We start from the raw sequence: 17,625 nt of genomic DNA, 5'->3' as shown, positions 1-17,625 counted from the left end.
ATGGTCAACTCAACTTCAACGGGTGAGCGAAGGTGATGCGCAGGCAACTGCCGCCACCTTCCCGAAATGTGTAGTCCAGCTGTGCCTGATTGCTCTCGCAAAGCTCTCTCGAAAGATAAAGGCCCAGGCCGGTGCCCTTGCTTTCGGTGGTGTAGAACGGCTCGAAAAGCTTGCTCAAATGTTCGTCAGCTACGCCGGGGCCGTCGTCGAGCACTTCCAGTACCGGCAATTCGCTGCGCGAGTCCTGAAACAGCCGAAGCCAGACCTGCGCGTGTGGATGCTGCTTACCACTGTAGCGCAAACCGTTTTGCAGCAGATTGCTCAATACCTGAGTGAGCTGTTCCGGGTCCATGCGGGTGGCCAGCGGCGCGGCTGCGATGTCCAGATGAATGGTCTGATTGGGCGCTGCGCAGTTGTGCGCCTCGGCAACGAACTGTTCGAGCCAGGCCTTGAGATCAAGCATTTGCGGTTCAGCTTGTCGGCGTCGCGACAGTTGCAGCACGTTTTCAATGACCCGGTTCATGCGTTGCGACTGGTCCTGAATGATCTGGTTCAGGCGGCGGTCCCCGCCCTCCAGCGCTTCGGACTCATGCAGCAGTTGCGCCGCGTGGCTGATGGCGCCCAGCGGATTACGGATTTCATGGGCAATGCCGGCGGTCAGACGACCCAGCGCGGCCAGCTTGAGTTGTTGCGCCTGTTGGGAAATCTGCGAAAGGTCTTCGAGAAAAATCAGGGTCTGGCGCTGCTCGCCACGATTGAGCGCGACGAATGTCGGCCGCAGGATTGGTCCGATGGCGGAAGTGGAAATGCTCTGCGGCACCAGAACCGGGTTGATCAGCCATTGGCGAAAGCGCGTGACCAGTTGCGGCGAGTAACTGTCGATGGTCTCGCCCAGCAGGTTTTCATGGCCGAGGAGGATCAGCGCGCTCTGGTTGGCCAGCACCACCTGGCGACGGGCGTCCAGAACCAGAATCCCGGTGCGCATGCGTTGCAGAATCAGCGCGTTGAGTTCTTCCAGGTTGTGAACATCAGTGGCTCGCTGTTCGGCCAGCACTTCGCTGATGTGCAGTCGGCGGGTCAGCGCTTGCACCAAAAGCGCAGCAGCAAAGCACAAGGCGCCCAGCGAGCCGGCTTGCACGTAGTGGCTGGCGGCGGAAGGGCTGCTGAAGCTGATGTAGAACGTCAGGTAAATAATGCCAATGGCCGAAACGGCCGCGATCACTATACCGGTGCGTCCGCGCAACAGGACATTGCTGATCGCCACCGATGCAATCAACAGGTTGCCGATGCCGCTAGGTGGGCCGCCTGCGGCATAAAACAAACCCGAGAGCATGATGGCGTCGGCCATGGCCAGGGCGAAAAGTTGCGCCTTGTGGCCCGGTCGATCCAGCAGCACCACGACCAGGATGTTGAATACCAGATACAGCCAGCAACCGGTCCGAAACAGGTTCGGATTGACGAATTCCAGCAGCTCGGCGTCCATGCCGCTGGAGATCAACAGGACCAGCATGATGCCAATGGTCAGTCGATACAGGTGGTACAGCCGCAGAATCCGCTGGGCTTGTGGACTGCCGAGGGAAAGAGCCTCAGCGATCACGTGCGGCAGGGCCTTCTAGCCGATGCGCCTCGCTGCAATACCATTGCTGATCCTGGCTTAAAGCGCGGTCGCGAGGCAGATGAACACCGCATTGCGCACAACGAACCATGGGGGCGGCGGCAATTTCGGGCGCTTGTGCCCTGGTCTTCTTTGCGGGAGGGTTTAGCAGACGCTTGATGAACCATACGATTGCCGCGATCAGCGCAACCCACATAATTAAGCGAATCATGACTACCAGCTTGGTGATTGAGATTTCGCAGTGTAGCGAAGGTGGGTCTGTTGTGTCTCTGTAGTAGATTGCTCGTTGTCCCCGGTCCCACTGAAAGCCTCATCAGCTCTGATCCTCTGCGGCGTCTGATTCGCGGGCAAGGCTCGCTCCAACGAAAAAGAGACCCGAAGGTCTCTTTCTTATACGCAGATGAATCAGTCAAAGACGCCCAGCGTCATGTAGCTGAACCACGAGCGATTGTTGTTATTGCCTTCAGCTTCGTGTTCCTGCTCGTCGATTTCGTCCTGGTTTTCAGGCAGAAGCTCGCGCGGGATCGCTTCCTTGGCATCTTCGTACTGCTTGATCACGTCCTGGTTGGCACGCGTCTGACCCGGTGGCAGCGGCGGGCTGCTCTCGATCAGACCCAGTGTTGCCTTGGACAGCCACGAACGGTTGTCGGCTTCGGCTTCACGCGGCACAAACTGACCGTCCACCAGTTGCGGGTGGTTCGGGTAGTTGGTCTTGAGCACTTCAAGGCTGGTAGCTGCCAGGTCGTCCAGGTGCAGACGCTGGTAGGATTCGACCATTACCGCCAGGCCGTCGCCCACCGATGGGGTTTCCTGGAAGTTTTCGATCACGTAGCGGCCGCGGTTCGCTGAAGCGACATAGGCCTGACGCGTCAGGTAGTAGTCGGCGACGTGGATTTCGTAGGAGGCCAGCAGGTTGCGCAGATAAATCATGCGCTGCTTGGCATCCGGCGAATAACGGCTATTCGGGAAACGACTGGTCAGCTGGGCAAACTCGTTGAACGAATCGCGTGCTGCGCCCGGGTCACGTTTGGTCTGGTCCAGCGGCAGGAAGCGCGCGAGCAGGCCGACATCCTGGTCGAAAGAGGTCAGGCCTTTCATGTAGTAGGCGTAGTCCACGTTCGGATGCTGCGGATGCAGGCGAATGAAGCGCTCGGCAGCCGATTTCGCAGCCTCCGGTTCACCACTCTTGTAGTTCGAGTAGATGAGTTCGAGCTGCGCCTGATCAGCGTAGCGACCGAACGGATAGCGCGATTCCAGTGCCTTGAGCTTGTCAGTGGCAGTGCTATAGCTGTTATTACCCAGATCGGCCTGCGCCTGCTGGTACAGCTCGACTTCACTCAGATTTTCGTCGATCACTTCCTTCGACGAACAGGCAGCGGTGAGTGCGAGGATGGCTATCAGCAGCAGGTGTTTCACTTGCATGGCGGCTTGCGTCCCTATAACGGTCGCTGTCTTGGGCGTGACCGTCCTGTTATGATGGGCGCCCCGCGGAACCCCCGGGGCAAAAGACGCCGTATTTAACCACAAGCGCGCTGCCGAAACCAAAGGCTAGCCGCCACCTAGTCTGGCCATGTCCGAAAATATAGAACTTCGCGCAGAGGTGCCGTCCGATTTGGGCGGTCAACGCCTCGATCAAGTCGCCGCACAATTATTCGCTGAGCACTCGCGCTCGCGCCTCTCCGCCTGGATCAAAGACGGTCGCCTGACAGTGGACGGGGACGTTTTGCGTCCGCGTGACATCGTGCATGGCGGCGCTGTTTTGCAGCTCATTGCCGAACAGGAAGCCCAAGGTGAATGGGTTGCGCAGGATATTGCGCTCGATATCGTCTACGAGGACGATCAAATCCTGGTGATCAACAAGCCTTCCGGCCTCGTTGTTCATCCTGCCGCCGGTCATGCCGATGGCACACTGCTGAATGCCTTGCTGCACCACGTTCCAGACATCATCAATGTCCCGCGTGCGGGTATCGTGCATCGTCTGGACAAAGACACCACTGGTCTGATGGTGGTCGCCAAGACCATTCAGGCGCAGACCCAACTCGTGACTCAGCTGCAAAACCGTACAGTCAGCCGGGTTTACGAGTGCATCGTGATCGGTGTGGTCACAGCCGGCGGCAAAATCGACGCGCCAATTGGCCGTCACGGTCAGCAACGTCAGCGCATGGCAGTCATGGAAGGCGGCAAGCAAGCCGTCAGTCATTACCGCGTGCTCGAACGTTTCCGCTCCCACACGCATGTGCGGGTCAAGCTGGAAACCGGTCGTACCCACCAGATCCGCGTACACATGGCGCACGTCAACTACCCGTTGGTCGGCGATCCTGCCTACGGCGGTCGGTTCCGTATCCCGCCAGCGGCGAGTGTGACCATGGTCGAGTCGCTGAAAAGCTTCCCGCGCCAGGCCCTGCACGCACGTTTCCTGGAACTGGATCATCCGACCACCGGTAAGCGTATGAGCTGGGAATCGCCGTTGCCTGACGATTTCGTCTGGTTGCTGTCGCTGCTCAAGCAAGATCGCGAGGCGTTCATCGGGTGAATGACTGGCTGATTCCCGACTGGCCCGCGCCTGCGGGAATCAAAGCCTGTGTCACAACCCGCGAGGGCGGCGTCAGTCTGGTGCCGTTCGACAGCCTGAATCTGGGCGATCACGTCGATGACAATCCGGACGCCGTCGCCAGCAATCGTCTGCACCTCACTTCAACGTTGAACATTCGTCCCGCCTGGTTGAAACAGGTCCACGGCGTGGTAGTGGCTGAAGCCGATCCATCACGCGTCATGGAAGCCGACGCGAGCTGGACGGCAACTCCCGGCATCGCTTGCACCATCATGACTGCCGATTGTCTGCCTGCCTTGTTTTGTACCCTTGATGGTGAACGCGTCGCTGCGGCTCATGCCGGATGGCGCGGGCTGGCGGCCGGGGTTCTGGAAGCAACCGCCGACAGCCTGGACGTGCCGCCCGCGCAAATCATGGTCTGGCTCGGTCCGGCTATCGGCCAGCCATCATTCGAAGTCGGGCCGGAAGTGCGTGAAGCTTTTATAGGCACCCATCCGCAAACCGACGAAGCTTTTATCCCCAGCGCAAACCCCGGGCGCTTCATGGCCGACATTTATGGCCTGGCGCGTTTGCGTCTTGCAGCCCACGGAATTACTGCTGTGTATGGCGGCGGTTTCGATACCTTTACCGATTCACGTTTTTATTCCTACCGCCGAAACTCCCGAATCGGTCGTTTCGCGTCCTTGATCTGGATTGATCACGTCTGATCGTCCTGCAGTCTGCCCCTGAGCCAGCTAGGCTTGTTCGGCACAACTCTGACCTGCATCAATCAAACCACGCTTGAATCTCGCACAATCGCCCGCATCTATTTGGCATCCAGCAGGTTTTCGTCATAGGTGTGTGTTCATTGCTCCGGCCTGCTTATATAGGAAGGTGACAAATGCGTATCGATAGATTGACCAGCAAATTACAGTTAGCGTTATCTGATTCCCAATCACTGGCGGTCGGCCTCGACCATCCGGCCATTGAGCCTGCACATTTGATGCAGGCGTTGCTTGAGCAGCAAGGCGGCACCATCAAGCCGTTGCTGATGCAGGTAGGCTTTGACGTCAACAGCCTGCGCAAGGAGTTGAGCAAAGAGCTCGACCAGCTGCCGAAAATCCAGAACCCCACCGGCGACGTCAATATGTCACAGGATCTGGCGCGCCTGCTGAATCAGGCTGATCGTCTGGCCCAGCAAAAAAGCGATCAGTTCATCTCCAGCGAACTGGTGCTGCTCGCCGCCATGGACGAGAACAGCAAGCTGGGCAAATTGTTGCTCGGCCAGGGCGTCAGCAAGAAAGCCCTGGAAAATGCCATCACCAATTTGCGCGGCGGCGCGGCAGTCAACGACGCCAACGTCGAAGAGTCGCGTCAGGCTCTGGATAAATACACCGTCGACCTGACCAAGCGCGCCGAAGAAGGCAAGCTGGATCCGGTGATTGGCCGCGATGATGAAATTCGTCGCACGATCCAGGTGCTGCAGCGCCGGACCAAGAACAACCCGGTGTTGATCGGCGAGCCTGGCGTGGGTAAAACCGCCATTGCCGAAGGTCTGGCGCAACGCATCATTAATGGTGAAGTGCCGGACGGCCTCAAAGGCAAGCGCCTGCTGTCGCTGGACATGGGTTCGCTGATCGCGGGCGCCAAGTTCCGGGGTGAGTTCGAAGAGCGTCTGAAGTCGCTGCTCAACGAGCTGTCCAAGCAGGAAGGGCAGATCATCCTGTTCATCGACGAACTGCACACCATGGTCGGCGCCGGTAAAGGCGAAGGCTCGATGGATGCGGGCAACATGCTCAAGCCGGCTCTGGCCCGTGGCGAGCTGCATTGCGTCGGCGCGACCACGCTCAACGAATATCGCCAATATATAGAGAAGGATGCGGCCCTCGAACGGCGCTTCCAGAAAGTGCTGGTGGAAGAACCGAGCGAAGAGGACACCATCGCGATTCTGCGTGGCCTGAAAGAGCGCTACGAAGTTCACCATAAAGTGGCCATTACCGACGGCGCGATCATTGCGGCGGCGAAGCTGAGTCATCGCTATATCACCGACCGTCAGTTGCCGGACAAGGCCATTGACCTCATCGACGAAGCGGCGAGCCGTATTCGCATGGAGATCGACTCCAAGCCCGAAGTGCTCGATCGCCTTGAGCGTCGCCTGATTCAGCTCAAGGTCGAATCCCAGGCGCTGAAGAAAGAAGACGATGAAGCGGCGATCAAGCGTCTGGAAAAACTTCAGGAAGAGATTGTTCGTCTGGAGCGCGAGTACGCCGATCTCGAAGAGATCTGGACGTCGGAAAAAGCCGAAGTCACCGGTTCCGCGCAGATCCAGCAGAAAATCGAACAATCGCGTCAGGAACTGGAAGCCGCGCGTCGGCGTGGCGATCTGAACCGCATGGCTGAATTGCAGTACGGCATCATTCCGGACCTGGAACGCAGCCTGCAAATGGTCGACCAGCACGGTAAGCCAGAGAACCAGTTGCTGCGCAGTAAAGTAACTGAAGAAGAAATCGCTGAAGTTGTATCCAAGTGGACCGGAATTCCGGTAGCGAAGATGCTCGAAGGCGAGCGCGACAAGCTGTTGAAAATGGAAAGCCTGTTGCACCAGCGCGTGATCGGCCAGGACGAAGCGGTAGTTGCCGTCTCCAACGCCGTGCGCCGTTCCCGTGCCGGGTTGTCTGACCCGAATCGCCCAAGCGGCTCGTTCATGTTCCTCGGCCCGACCGGCGTGGGTAAAACCGAGCTGTGCAAAGCGTTGGCAGAGTTCCTGTTCGACACCGAAGAGGCCATGGTGCGAATCGACATGTCCGAATTCATGGAGAAACATTCCGTGGCGCGGCTGATCGGTGCGCCGCCAGGCTATGTCGGCTATGAAGAGGGCGGTTATCTGACCGAGGCGGTGCGTCGCAAGCCTTATTCGGTGATCCTGCTGGATGAAGTCGAGAAGGCGCACCCGGATGTGTTCAACATCCTGCTGCAAGTGCTCGAAGACGGACGCCTGACCGACAGCCATGGCCGTACGGTGGATTTCCGCAATACGGTTATCGTTATGACCTCCAACCTGGGCTCCGCACAGATCCAGGAGCTGGTGGGCGATCGTGAGGCGCAACGCGCGGCGGTAATGGATGCGGTGAGCACTCACTTCCGGCCGGAGTTCGTCAACCGTATTGATGAGGTGGTGATCTTCGAGCCATTGGCTCGCGACCAGATCGCCGGCATCACCGATATTCAGCTGAGTCGCTTGCGTGCTCGTCTGACCGAGCGCGAGCTGACGCTTGAACTGAGCCCTGAGGCGATGGACAAGTTGATCGCGGTTGGCTACGACCCGGTGTATGGCGCACGGCCGCTCAAGCGTGCGATCCAGCGCTGGATCGAGAACCCGTTGGCGCAGTTGATCCTGTCGGGCGGCTTGATGCCCGGTTCGAGCGTCACCGGCACTGTGGTGAACGACGAGATCGTGTTTGGTTGATAAATAGCCAGGCCGCTTGCCCGCAAAGATTTATCGCGGGCCAGCGGCGGCTGTTGATTGCTGCAAGGGTTGATTGGGCGCAATCCCCAGATTTGTCTTGTTCCAAAGGCGATCTGAAAAAAAATCGCAAATCATTGTCTTCAAAGCAATTTAGGGGGTTGACACCTGTTTTTAAAATTGTAGAATAGCGCGCCTCAGAGACGTGAACGCAGCGATGCAAACACAGCGAAGAGAACGAATTAACAAGTTAACAGCGCGTTAGTTCAAGGTTGTAAAGTTGTAAAAGTTGCATCTGAAATCGATAAGTTCCGCGATAGCTCAGTTGGTAGAGCAAGTGACTGTTAATCACTGGGTCCCTGGTTCGAGTCCAGGTCGTGGAGCCAGATTTCACTATGTAGCTGTATCGGGGTATAGCGCAGTCCGGTAGCGCGCCTGCTTTGGGAGCAGGATGTCAGGAGTTCGAATCCCCTTACCCCGACCATTTTTGGGTCGTTAGCTCAGTTGGTAGAGCAGTTGGCTTTTAACCAATTGGTCGTAGGTTCGAATCCCACACGACCCACCATTTTTGGCCTCAACAGTAATGTTGGGGCCGAATCTTAAAGATCTGATGCCACTTGTATCAGGTCGCAGGCAGCTTATTGAGGTGCCTTGATTTACCGGGGTATAGCGCAGTCCGGTAGCGCGCCTGCTTTGGGAGCAGGATGTCAGGAGTTCGAATCCCCTTACCCCGACCATTTTCGCTTAAGCGTTTGCGTCAGATTGTTAAGACTGGCAGGTCATGGTCAGTCGAAAGCACGGTTTCTATGTTCTGAAGTGGTCGTACACTCAGGCAAGCAGCCGTCTGCCGCGAAACATAGCGCTGGGTGTCGATGATGTCAAATTGGAATGTGCCCGGTCTCGAAGCCAAAAGCTAAGAGACTGGGCATTTTCATTTCTGTATGTCCGCCTCAACAGTGCTATGTTTGACGACCTCTGATTCTTCCTCAGGAGCATCAGCTGGGGCGGTTGACGCAGGCGATGCCCTCGAAACTGCCTCTTGTGGCTTTCAACTGTTCTGATAACGAGCTGCGACTGTCCAGAAGCAACTGAGCATCTGCGTCCGCCCCTCGATGCCTAAGCCAATCCAGAAATTTCCCAACAAACGCGATCTCATCTGTGGATAACGGCTCTTCGATTTTGCCGGCTATTATCCGTTTTGGGTGAAGCAACGCTTTCATCGGAGATTTTATTGGCACTCCCGTTCTGTTTGAGCCTGGTAGGTTTCATCGATCGCCATGGCGATGCTCCTATGGCTGAGGATCAGGCGTGGTCATGCCGGAGCAGCAGCGAGGCGAGCGCCGAGACCGCGCTGATCACGCCCGTCGCAATGAACGCCGCGTGGTATCCGGCCAGTTGGCCGAGCGCGTCCGAGCCTCCGCTGGTGTGCGCGAGCGTCACGAGGCCAGTGATGCCCACAGCGCCGCCGAGTTGGCGAGCCGTATTTTGCAGCCCTGCGGCCAGACCGGATTCGACATGGGGAATGCCGGCAAGAACCGCGTGCGTCGCCGTCATGATCATCAGGCCGAGTCCGCCGCCGACAAGCAGTGACGGCCACAGGATATCGGCGACATAGATGGGCGCGGCAGGAACCCAAGCCAGCCAGACCAGTCCTGCGGCAGCCATCAACCCGCCGAAGAACGGCAGACGGTCGAAACCGGCATCGCGCAGATAGCGCGACGAGATGGAGGTGACGGCCAGGAGCAACGCCATCGGCAGCATGGCCAGGCCAGTGTCCATCGGGCTGTAACCAGCGATCTGCTGGAGGACGAGCGAGATGAAGAACATGGACGCCGTCAACGATGCGCCAAGGCCCATGACCATGACGATACCGACCGGGATGTTGCGATGCCGGAAGACGTTCAAACGGATCAGGGGCTGGTCGGTGCGGCTTTCGATGCCGACGAACAGCGCAAGCAGGCCAGCCGCGATGCCGAGGGCACCAAGGACGACGGGCGATCCCCAGCCCAACGAGACCGATTGGGTGATACCGTAGATGAAGCTGCCGATCGCGAGCGTGATCGAGATCGCGCCCGGTATGTCGAGCTTGAGGCGATCTTCGCCATGGGGCTGCGGTGCGAGGCAGGTCGCAACGACCAAGCTCAGAAGCGCACCAATCGGCGCGTTGACGAACATGACCCAACGCCAGCTCAGAATGCTCACCAGCACACCGCCGATGATGACGCCGAAGGCGGCGGCGATAGCCCCTGATGCGGCCCAGAAGGAGATCGCCCGTTCGCGGCCGGCTCCCTTGGGATAGACGGAGATGATGACGGCCAGCGTCGAGGTCGCGAGCGCCGAAGCACCGAGGCCCTGAACCGCCCGTGCTGCCAACAGCATAGGGCCGTTGGTCGCGAAGCCGCCGATCAGGCTCGCCAGAGTGAAGGTGACGAGACCCGCCTGAAGGATGGTGCGGCGACCGTAGATATCGCTCGCACGCGCCGCGAGCAGCATGAACCCGCCGAGAGACAGCAGATAGGCATCGACAACCCATTGCTGGCCAATGGCGGACATGCCGAGATCGGCCCGAATGGCGGGAAGCGCGACATTTACGATGGCTCCGTCCATGACGACCATGAACGAGCACAGGCAGGCTACCACTGCGGCAATCCACGCCGGAACACCGCTACGCAAAAGGGAGGATGGAACCACCGGGGCGGCGGAAACAGAAGACATCGAATGCACCTCATCGGGTTGGATCACGGCGCATCCGTCTGGAAGACCGTTTGTGTCGCCTTCCAGGATCGACTGAAACAGGTTATGAGTGGTATCGATATATGGACATAAAATACTGAGAGACGGCCAAACGACATGACGATAGATTCGTCGACTTCCCTGGATCTCAGCGACAGACTCGATGGCCCGTCGCTGATTGCCGTGTGGGGCAATGATGACCCCGGCACGGAGTATCGACTGGGAACGCGGGAATATGACTGGCACACGCACCGGCGCGGGCAGGTGCTGTGCGTCGAAAGCGGCCTCATTCATGTTCGGACGGCGCATGGTTCATGGCTGCTGCCGCCGCACCGCGCTGGCTGGATTCCGCCGGGCGTCGCTCATGCGGTCAGCGTCAGTGGTGCGCTGAGTGGGTGGAGCGTCTTCATTGCCCCCGATGCCGGACGCAATCTGCCCGACGCCCCCCGTGTGATCGGCATCGGGGAACTGATGCGCGCGCTGGTTCGGAGGGCCGTCACATGGAGCACCATGGACACGCTGCAACCGGATCAGGATCGCGTCGCCGCCGTTCTGCTCGACGAGATCGCGCAGGCACCGCAAGAGCGGCTGCATCTGCCGATGCCATCCGATCCGCGACTGGTGCGCATCGCCAACGCGATCCTCGCCCGTCCCGAGAATGACCGAACGCTCGACGAATGGGCGACATGGGCGGCGATTTCGTCGCGCACGCTGCGGCGTCTCATTCTGGCCGAGACGGGGTTGAGCTTTGCCCAGTGGCGACAGCAGGCGCGTTTGACCCACGCCCTCGAAATGCTGGCCCGAGGTGATTCCGTCGGCATGGTCTCGGACGCCCTCGGTTATGCCGCGCCAAGCAATTTCATCACGATGTTCCGGCGCGCTTTTGGTGACTCGCCGGGCCATTATTTTGCGGTTACCGAAAGGCGCGATGGCGTCCGTTCCGCTCAAAAGCCCGAACGATAGTCCAGGCACTCGCGGCGAAAGAACCAGCCGTGTCGTCGAATGTTCGGCAAGCGATGGAAACGAACGAAGGCCCCGCGCCGCTACATTGGTGGCAATTTAGACCTGAGAAGATTCGCTGCCTGCAGCTGTTCAGAAATGCTGCATCTCCTGATCCTGTTCCGCTAACAGCAATGCTGGTTACGACCGCTTTACAAAAACGTTGGTGCCGATCGCGACAGTTATCATTCCACCAGCGAGCAGGAAGGTGAGCTGCATGCCGCTGGCAATCGCCGCAGGAGCGGCATGGGCAAGCTCTTCCGTCCCGACGCCAAAGGCGAAGACCGTCCCCATGATGGATGCACCCCCGATCAACCCAATGTTCCGCGACAGGCTGAGGAGTCCTGAGACCGTGCCGCGTCGGTCCGATGAAACATCCGCCAGCGCGGCGGTGTTGTTGGCGGACTGAAAGAGCTGGTAGCCCGGCGTCAGGACGATGATTGAGAGTACATAGCCAACGACTCCGATCATGTTCGGCAAGAGCGCCAGAAGGAAGGTACCGACGGCCATGAGGACGAGCCCAATCGCCAGCACCCGGCTGCTCCCCCAAGCATCAACCAGTCGCCCGGAGGGAACGCCGCTGAAGATTGAGATCACCGGACCAATCGCCATGAGGAACCCCACCAATCGTTCCTTCAGGCCGAGCCCGAGGCCGAGATAGAACGGGCCGACCACGAGCGTCGTCATCATGACGGCGGCGACCAGCAGGTTGACGAGAAGATTGGGAACCAGGCCCGTATTCAGCACGGACCACAGACTTACTGAGGGTGCCTTCTCCTTACCGGCGTCGCTCGGCAACAGGGTGAAAGCCAGAAACAAGGCGATGGCCGCTAACGGGAGCTGCATCCAGAAGATGCCGCGCCATCCCATTGCCGGGATCACCAGCCCACCCAGCGAAGGACCGAGCGCCGTGCCCAGCGCCGAGACCGTGCCGAGCAGGCCCATGGCTCGCCCTACGCTCGCTTCGCTCGCCGTCTGACGCATCAGCGCCATGGAAAGCGTCATAAGGAAGGCCGCACCGATGCCCTGAAGTGCACGCGCACCGATCAGCGACCACAGGTTCGGCGCAAGACCGCCTAAAAGCGAACCGATGAAGAACAGGCCAATGCCCGCGAGCAGCGGGGGTTTCAGTCCATGATTGTCGCCGAGCCGACCGGCTATGACGACTGTGATTGTCATAGCTGCAAGATAGGCGATGACGACCGCCTGCACCTCGACAAAGGGCGCGGAAAATGCCTCGGCCAGCGCCGGCAGTGCAATATTGGCGATACTGGTGCCGAGCGAGGCCAGTAGCATCGCCAGAGCCAGCGTGACCGTAACCCCCGATTGTTTCCTGTCTTGTGTGAGTGTTTCAGCCTGTTGCATCGTCTTGTCCTCTTGCTCGAAGGTCCGTTCAAGAGCATGCTGCCACTTCAAGTCGGCTTGAGGTCAAGCATGAAATTTCTGGATATCGGAGAGGTGTCGGCACAGACCGGAATCAAACCCTCGGCGCTACGCTACTACGAGGAAGTGGGGCTGATTTACTCGGTTTCACGGCACGGGTTGCGCCGGCAGTTTCCGGCCGAAGTCGTGTTGCAACTCAAGCTGATCACGATGGGTAAACTGGCAGGATTCTCGCTTGAAGAGATCGCCGGGATGTTCGGCAGCAACGGCATGCCAGACCTACCGCGCGGCGGGCTTCATCAAAAGGCCGACGAGATTGATCGGCATATCCGCGAATTGATCGCGCTCCGCGACACGCTCCGACACGTCGCCGAGTGCCCTGCGCCGTCACATATGGAATGCGCCACCTTCAAGCGGCTCCTGGAGGTCGCGGGAAAGCGGGGCGGCGTAAGGAAAAATCAGAACCTGGCCAGATCCGGCTATATAAACCCAGAGAAAGCCATGCCGACTGGTCTATCAGGTGAGGGGCTCATTCTTCACAAAAAAGCCTGATTGAAGCCTTGCGCTTGAATCGGGCTTTTTTGCGTCTGGAGATTAGGCCTGTTGGAGCGAGGCTTGCCCGCGAACAAATATAACGCGGTGGGTCTGGTACAACGAGGCGCCTGATTCGCGGGCAAGCCTCGCTCCAGCGGGTCGGGCATTTACGCGTGACGTTACATCAATGCAGCTTCATCCGTGGCTCAGTGCCTTTGCCGATGCGGCTGCCGAGCATCAGCATCAGGGTGCGGAAGGTGCCGTACAACGCCATTTGATGCATGCGGTACAGTGAGATGTAAAACATCCGCGCCAGCCAGCCTTCGAGCATCACGCTGCCCATCAGGTTGCCCATCAAATTACCCACGGCGGAGAATTTGGACAGGGAAATCAGCGAGCCGTAGTCGGTGTATTTATAGTCCGGCAGCGGCTTGCCTTCGATCCGCAGGCGCAGGGATTTAACCAGCAGCGAGGCCTGTTGATGGGCCGCCTGGGCGCGGGGCGGGACGTTGCGGTCCGAACCCTTCTGCGGACAGGCTGCGCAGTCGCCGAAGGCGAAGACATTGTCGTCGCGGGTCGTTTGCAGGGTAGTGCGCACTTGCAACTGGTTGATGCGGTTGCTCTCCAGACCGTCCAGTTCATGCAGGAAAACCGGCGCACGGATGCCGGCCGCCCAGACCTTCAGCGTGGCCGGGATAACCTGGCCGCTGGCGGTAATCAGGCTGTCGGCGGTGACTTCACTGACCGCCGCATTGGTCAGGACGGTGACACCGAGTTTTTCCAGCGTGGTGTGGACCGGACCGCCGATTCGCTCAGGCAGCGCCGGGAGTACGCGAGGACCTGCCTCGATCAGCGTGATGCGCAGATTTTCCGGCTTGATGCGGCCCAGGCCGTATGCCGCCAGTTCGTGTGCCGCATTGTGCAACTCGGCCGCCAGCTCCACCCCGGTCGCACCCGCGCCGACAATGGCCACAGTGATTTCTTCGGTAATGTCGGTTTGGCCAGCATGGGCGCGCAGGTATTGATTGAGCAGTTGCTGGTGAAACTTTTCTGCTTGCAGACGGGTGTCGAGGAACAGGCAATGTTCCGCCGCGCCCTTGGTGTTGAAGTCGTTAGTCGTGCTGCCGACCGAAATCACCAGCGAGTCGTAGTTCAGGCTGCGCGCAGGCACCAGTTCCAGACCGTTTTCGTCCAGGGTTGCCGACAGATGCAACTGGCGTTTCTCGCGGTCCAGGCCAGTCATGCGCCCGAGCTGAAACTGAAAGTGGTTCCACTTGGCTTGCGCCACGTAGTTCAGCTCGTCTTCATAGGAATTGAGCGAGCCTGCTGCCACTTCGTGCAGCAACGGTTTCCAGATGTGGGTCAGATTGGCGTCCACCAGCGTGACGCTGGCCGTACCTTTCTTGCCCAGGGTCTTACCCAGACGGGTAGCCAGCTCCAGACCGCCGGCGCCTCCGCCAACGATGACAATACGATGCGTCATAGGGATATCTCATAAGGTTTGAAGAATTCGGGGGGCGAGACTCAATCTGCGCGAGCGCGAACAGGCAGCTCATAGCGTCAGATAGCTCAACAAACGGCTCAACAGGCCCAGGCCAACCACAACAAACACCACCACGATCAGCAGCAGCCATGGCCGAAAAGGCCGGCGCTCGACTTGATGCTGGGGAGCTTGCAGGTACTCTTCGACACGCTGTTGGTCTTCAGGGTTCAGACGGCTGGACATAAAGCCTCTCTTTAAAAGCTGCCTCGTTGGATAGAACGGCTAGTCGGCGATGAAATCCAGGGGTTCGACGCGCAATGAGTCATCAAGGCGAATAATTCCGCTCTGGATCACTCGGGCGGTGATGCCGCCATGCCCGCGTACGGCTTGAAACGTGCCATGCCCAAGCCGTTGCTCCAGGCGGGCGCAGGGCTGGCACCAACCGGTAGTTTCGAGAATAGCCTGACCAACCTTGAAGCGTCGGCCTTTGAGACTGAACAGATTGATGCCGCTGATCACCAGATTACGCCGCAAATCCTGCGGCACGATGGGTTGATCTGCTGCGCGACCGAGCAGCGAGCCAACCACTGCCAGATGCTCCCACTGAATCAACGTTACCTGGCGGGCGTTACGTGGGCCTGGGCGCGAATGGTCGCCGGTCAGGCCCGCTTCTCGCCGGGCTTCCACGGCTTCCAGCTCGATCATCTCGGCGCGGGATTCGGGGCGCACGCCGATCCAGCGCACGCAGCCGCTCTGAGGCACATCAGCCAGCAGTTCTTGCAGGGGGCTCATAAACTGATTCCAACATCGAAGACAACACTGCGACCCAGATTGGTCCGCAGAAAATCCGGTGCGCCGGGATGGGCAAACAGCACCCTGGCAAACGTGGGGCCGACCAGCGATAACGACCGCCAGCCTTGGCGCAGGTATTCGGTGGGCGGTGGGAAATGACTGTTCAGATCCAGCACTTCGCGCTTGAGGCTGGCGAAAGCGATGATATCCAGCTCGCCCAGATCCAGGCCGCGTTCGCGATAATTGTGGGCTTTTTTACGCAAGGTCGGACCCAGGCGTTGCAGCAACTCGGGCGCGGGGATGCGCTTGGGCTTGGCTTCCCGCCGCACCAACTGGCTCAGGGAAAACGCGCTGCGCCGACGCGCCAGTTCTTCACGCCACTCGTCGTTGAGCCGACGGCCTTCGTCGAGCACGAAAAACACCTCGAAACAGGCGTCGCGAAACAGCACATCCGGCGGTTCCTGCCCGGCGGCGGCAAAATCTTCATTGCGATGCGGTATGTTCAAGCCCTGTAGCAGGCGCTGACAAACCCATCGCTCACGCTCCCACTTTCGCGCATTGGAGAGAAACGCGTTGGCTTGTTCGGCCTGGATCGTGAGCAGGCGAAGGTAGTCAGAGTCATCCATAGGCCCAAGCTTAGCGTTCAATTCGCGATAACTGAAAGGTTGTTTAGTCGCCAAGCCTCGCTCTCACCAGGCACCGCATAAGCATCTGACCGACGAGGACCGTGTGGGACCGGATTTATCCGGGAAGAGGCCGTTTCATTCACTGCACTTCGTCGTCAGAAATACCGCCTTCCCGGATAAATCCGGTCCCACATGTTCAGTGTTTGCCGGGCGACAGTGCCGTTTCAGCAACACGGCTATCTCCAACGGATTTAGGATGGCCATCTCGGCTATCCTGTGTCTTTAACCGATCCTGGAGAACCCACGTTTGAAGCTCTGGCCAATCCTGTTATTGATCTTGCTGCCACTGACCGCGCAGGCCATCGAAATCGGCGACCCTGTGCCGTCATGGAGTCTGCTGGACCAGTTCGACCAGCCTTATGCGATGGACCAGCACAATACCCAGACGATCTTGGTCGCCAGCAGCATGAGCGCCGGCAAGACCATGGAGAAGGCGCTCAAGGACAAGCCCAAAGGCTTTCTCGAAGCGCGCCGCACGGTGTTCATCGCCGATATCAAACCGATGCCTGCTTTGATCACGCAGTTTTTCGCCGTACCGAAAATGCGCAAGGTCTACTCCTATCGCGTCGCGCTGGACCGCGAAGCGTTGATCGCACCCGGTTACGGCGGCGATCCGAGCAAAGTGCAGTGGCTGCAACTCAGGGACGGCAAACTGGTGGAGCGTCGCGAATTCAACGGCCCGGACGAATTACGGGAGGCGCTTGAACAACCATGATCAGCGCGCAGGTCCTGACTCCGGAAACCATGACCACAGCCTGGCTGTTGTACGTGCCGGTGCTGTGCTGGGCCATCTGGCGTTCGCCCTGGGTTGAGCTGTTCACCGATAGCCGCCGTCAGCATCTGTTGTTTGGAACGGTGTTCGCGCTGTTTTTGCTGTGGCTGGTGCGGCGGGATTTCGACACCGGCGTGTCGTATCACTTTATCGGCATGACCGCCGTGACCTTGCTGCTGGATTGGCCTTTGGCGATTCTTGGTGGGCTGGTGGCGCAGCTGGGATTGGTGGCGCTGGGTCGTCAGGATCTGGCGGCGCTTGGGGTCAACGGTTTGCTGTTCATAGGGCTGCCGGTATTGGTCACCGAAGCCTGCGCGATGTTCGTCGAGCGGGCGCAACCGAAAAGCCCGTTCGTGTACATCTTCTGCTCGGGATTTCTCGCTGCGGCGTTGGCGGCATTGTTGTGCCTGTTGCTGGCGCTGGGTCTGTTGTGGTTCGAAGGGCTGTTCGAAATGCCGATCTGGCTGTCGGATTTTATCGGCTACCTGTGGCTGATCATCTTCCCCGAAGCCTTCATCAACGGCATGATCGTCAGCGCTTTGGTGGTGTTCAGCCCGGAATGTCTGGAGACGTTCAATCGGACGCGCTACCTGTCAGCGCCCTGGAATGATGGGCGCCCAGGCGATGACACCTGA

At 59.1% G+C, this 17,625-nt stretch carries 16 protein-coding genes and 4 tRNA genes; 11 read left to right on the top strand and 9 right to left on the bottom strand.

Features of this window, described 5'->3' with window-relative positions:
* Positions 1-4 precede the first annotated feature (4 nt).
* From ACP7E4_RS15580 to ACP7E4_RS15570, 3 genes are all read right to left on the bottom strand, one after another.
* Positions 5-1,597, bottom strand: coding sequence for a sensor histidine kinase (locus ACP7E4_RS15580; RefSeq protein WP_426115857.1), 1,593 nt, complete (start codon positions 1,595-1,597; stop codon positions 5-7).
* Positions 1,587-1,826 (bottom strand): PP0621 family protein, encoded by a 240-nt coding sequence (locus tag ACP7E4_RS15575; protein WP_080482337.1) that lies wholly within the window; start codon positions 1,824-1,826, stop codon positions 1,587-1,589. The genes ACP7E4_RS15580 and ACP7E4_RS15575 overlap by 11 nt, the downstream gene beginning before the upstream one ends.
* Before the next feature lie 194 nt (positions 1,827-2,020).
* Positions 2,021-3,037: an outer membrane protein assembly factor BamD gene (locus ACP7E4_RS15570; protein ID WP_331152877.1), complete on the bottom strand. Its 1,017-nt coding sequence runs from the start codon at positions 3,035-3,037 to the stop codon at positions 2,021-2,023.
* Positions 3,038-3,185: 148 nt separating this feature from the next.
* Here ACP7E4_RS15570 and rluD point away from each other — a divergent pair, with 148 nt between their 5' ends.
* From rluD to ACP7E4_RS15535, 7 genes are all read left to right on the top strand, one after another.
* Complete coding sequence (gene rluD, locus ACP7E4_RS15565; protein WP_065836188.1) at positions 3,186-4,148, top strand: 23S rRNA pseudouridine(1911/1915/1917) synthase RluD; 963 nt, start codon at positions 3,186-3,188, stop codon at positions 4,146-4,148.
* Positions 4,145-4,873 carry a peptidoglycan editing factor PgeF gene (gene pgeF / locus ACP7E4_RS15560; RefSeq protein WP_426115860.1) on the top strand — a complete coding sequence of 243 codons (729 nt, stop codon included), beginning with the start codon at positions 4,145-4,147 and terminating at the stop codon, positions 4,871-4,873. The genes rluD and pgeF overlap by 4 nt, the downstream gene beginning before the upstream one ends.
* Before the next feature lie 173 nt (positions 4,874-5,046).
* Positions 5,047-7,611, top strand: coding sequence for an ATP-dependent chaperone ClpB (gene clpB, locus ACP7E4_RS15555; protein ID WP_426115862.1), 2,565 nt, complete (start codon positions 5,047-5,049; stop codon positions 7,609-7,611).
* A gap of 307 nt (positions 7,612-7,918) precedes the next feature.
* Positions 7,919-7,994, top strand: a tRNA-Asn gene (locus tag ACP7E4_RS15550).
* Positions 7,995-8,015: 21 nt separating this feature from the next.
* Positions 8,016-8,092 (top strand) — tRNA-Pro (locus tag ACP7E4_RS15545).
* A 5-nt stretch (positions 8,093-8,097) separates the two neighbouring features.
* Positions 8,098-8,173 (top strand) — tRNA-Lys (locus ACP7E4_RS15540).
* A 95-nt stretch (positions 8,174-8,268) separates the two neighbouring features.
* Positions 8,269-8,345 (top strand) — tRNA-Pro (locus ACP7E4_RS15535).
* A 565-nt stretch (positions 8,346-8,910) separates the two neighbouring features.
* Here ACP7E4_RS15535 and ACP7E4_RS15530 read toward each other — a convergent pair.
* On the bottom strand, positions 8,911-10,323 hold the full coding sequence (locus ACP7E4_RS15530; protein ID WP_426115864.1) for an MFS transporter: 1,413 nt from the start codon (positions 10,321-10,323) through the stop codon (positions 8,911-8,913).
* Positions 10,324-10,458: 135 nt separating this feature from the next.
* On the opposite strand from ACP7E4_RS15530, the gene ACP7E4_RS15525 reads away from it, so the two are divergent.
* On the top strand, positions 10,459-11,304 hold the full coding sequence (locus tag ACP7E4_RS15525) for an AraC family transcriptional regulator (protein ID WP_426115866.1): 846 nt from the start codon (positions 10,459-10,461) through the stop codon (positions 11,302-11,304).
* A 177-nt stretch (positions 11,305-11,481) separates the two neighbouring features.
* Here ACP7E4_RS15525 and ACP7E4_RS15520 read toward each other — a convergent pair whose 3' ends face one another.
* Positions 11,482-12,705: an MFS transporter gene (locus ACP7E4_RS15520; RefSeq protein ID WP_426115868.1), complete on the bottom strand. Its 1,224-nt coding sequence runs from the start codon at positions 12,703-12,705 to the stop codon at positions 11,482-11,484.
* A gap of 69 nt (positions 12,706-12,774) precedes the next feature.
* Here ACP7E4_RS15520 and ACP7E4_RS15515 point away from each other — a divergent pair, with 69 nt between their 5' ends.
* Entirely contained in the window at positions 12,775-13,275 is a 501-nt protein-coding gene (locus tag ACP7E4_RS15515; protein WP_426115870.1) for a helix-turn-helix domain-containing protein, read from the top strand.
* Positions 13,276-13,441: 166 nt separating this feature from the next.
* On the opposite strand, the gene ACP7E4_RS15510 is transcribed toward ACP7E4_RS15515, so the two are convergent.
* The 4 genes from ACP7E4_RS15510 to ACP7E4_RS15495 all read right to left on the bottom strand — a co-directional run bounded on the left by ACP7E4_RS15510 (position 13,442) and on the right by ACP7E4_RS15495 (position 16,158).
* Positions 13,442-14,740: an NAD(P)/FAD-dependent oxidoreductase gene (locus ACP7E4_RS15510; RefSeq protein WP_426115872.1), complete on the bottom strand. Its 1,299-nt coding sequence runs from the start codon at positions 14,738-14,740 to the stop codon at positions 13,442-13,444.
* Positions 14,741-14,809: 69 nt separating this feature from the next.
* Complete coding sequence (locus tag ACP7E4_RS15505) at positions 14,810-14,983, bottom strand: DUF3094 family protein (RefSeq protein WP_020291057.1); 174 nt, start codon at positions 14,981-14,983, stop codon at positions 14,810-14,812.
* Positions 14,984-15,022: 39 nt separating this feature from the next.
* Positions 15,023-15,532, bottom strand: a complete 510-nt coding sequence (locus tag ACP7E4_RS15500) for an MOSC domain-containing protein (protein WP_426115874.1) — start codon at positions 15,530-15,532, stop codon at positions 15,023-15,025.
* A complete protein-coding gene (locus ACP7E4_RS15495; protein WP_020291059.1) occupies positions 15,529-16,158 on the bottom strand; it encodes a DUF1780 domain-containing protein in 630 nt (209 codons plus the stop codon). Before ACP7E4_RS15495 ends, ACP7E4_RS15500 begins: the two co-directional genes overlap by 4 nt.
* A 307-nt stretch (positions 16,159-16,465) precedes the next feature.
* On the opposite strand from ACP7E4_RS15495, the gene ACP7E4_RS15490 reads away from it, so the two are divergent.
* Positions 16,466-16,933 (top strand): hypothetical protein, encoded by a 468-nt coding sequence (locus tag ACP7E4_RS15490; RefSeq protein WP_426115877.1) that lies wholly within the window; start codon positions 16,466-16,468, stop codon positions 16,931-16,933.
* Positions 16,930-17,625: an energy-coupling factor ABC transporter permease gene (locus ACP7E4_RS15485; protein ID WP_426115879.1), complete on the top strand. Its 696-nt coding sequence runs from the start codon at positions 16,930-16,932 to the stop codon at positions 17,623-17,625. The genes ACP7E4_RS15490 and ACP7E4_RS15485 overlap by 4 nt, the downstream gene beginning before the upstream one ends.

This window comes from Pseudomonas sp. DSP3-2-3, assembly GCF_049898225.1.
In the GTDB taxonomy this organism is placed as follows: domain Bacteria; phylum Pseudomonadota; class Gammaproteobacteria; order Pseudomonadales; family Pseudomonadaceae; genus Aquipseudomonas.
This window is presented reverse-complemented; position numbering and strand designations above follow the sequence as displayed.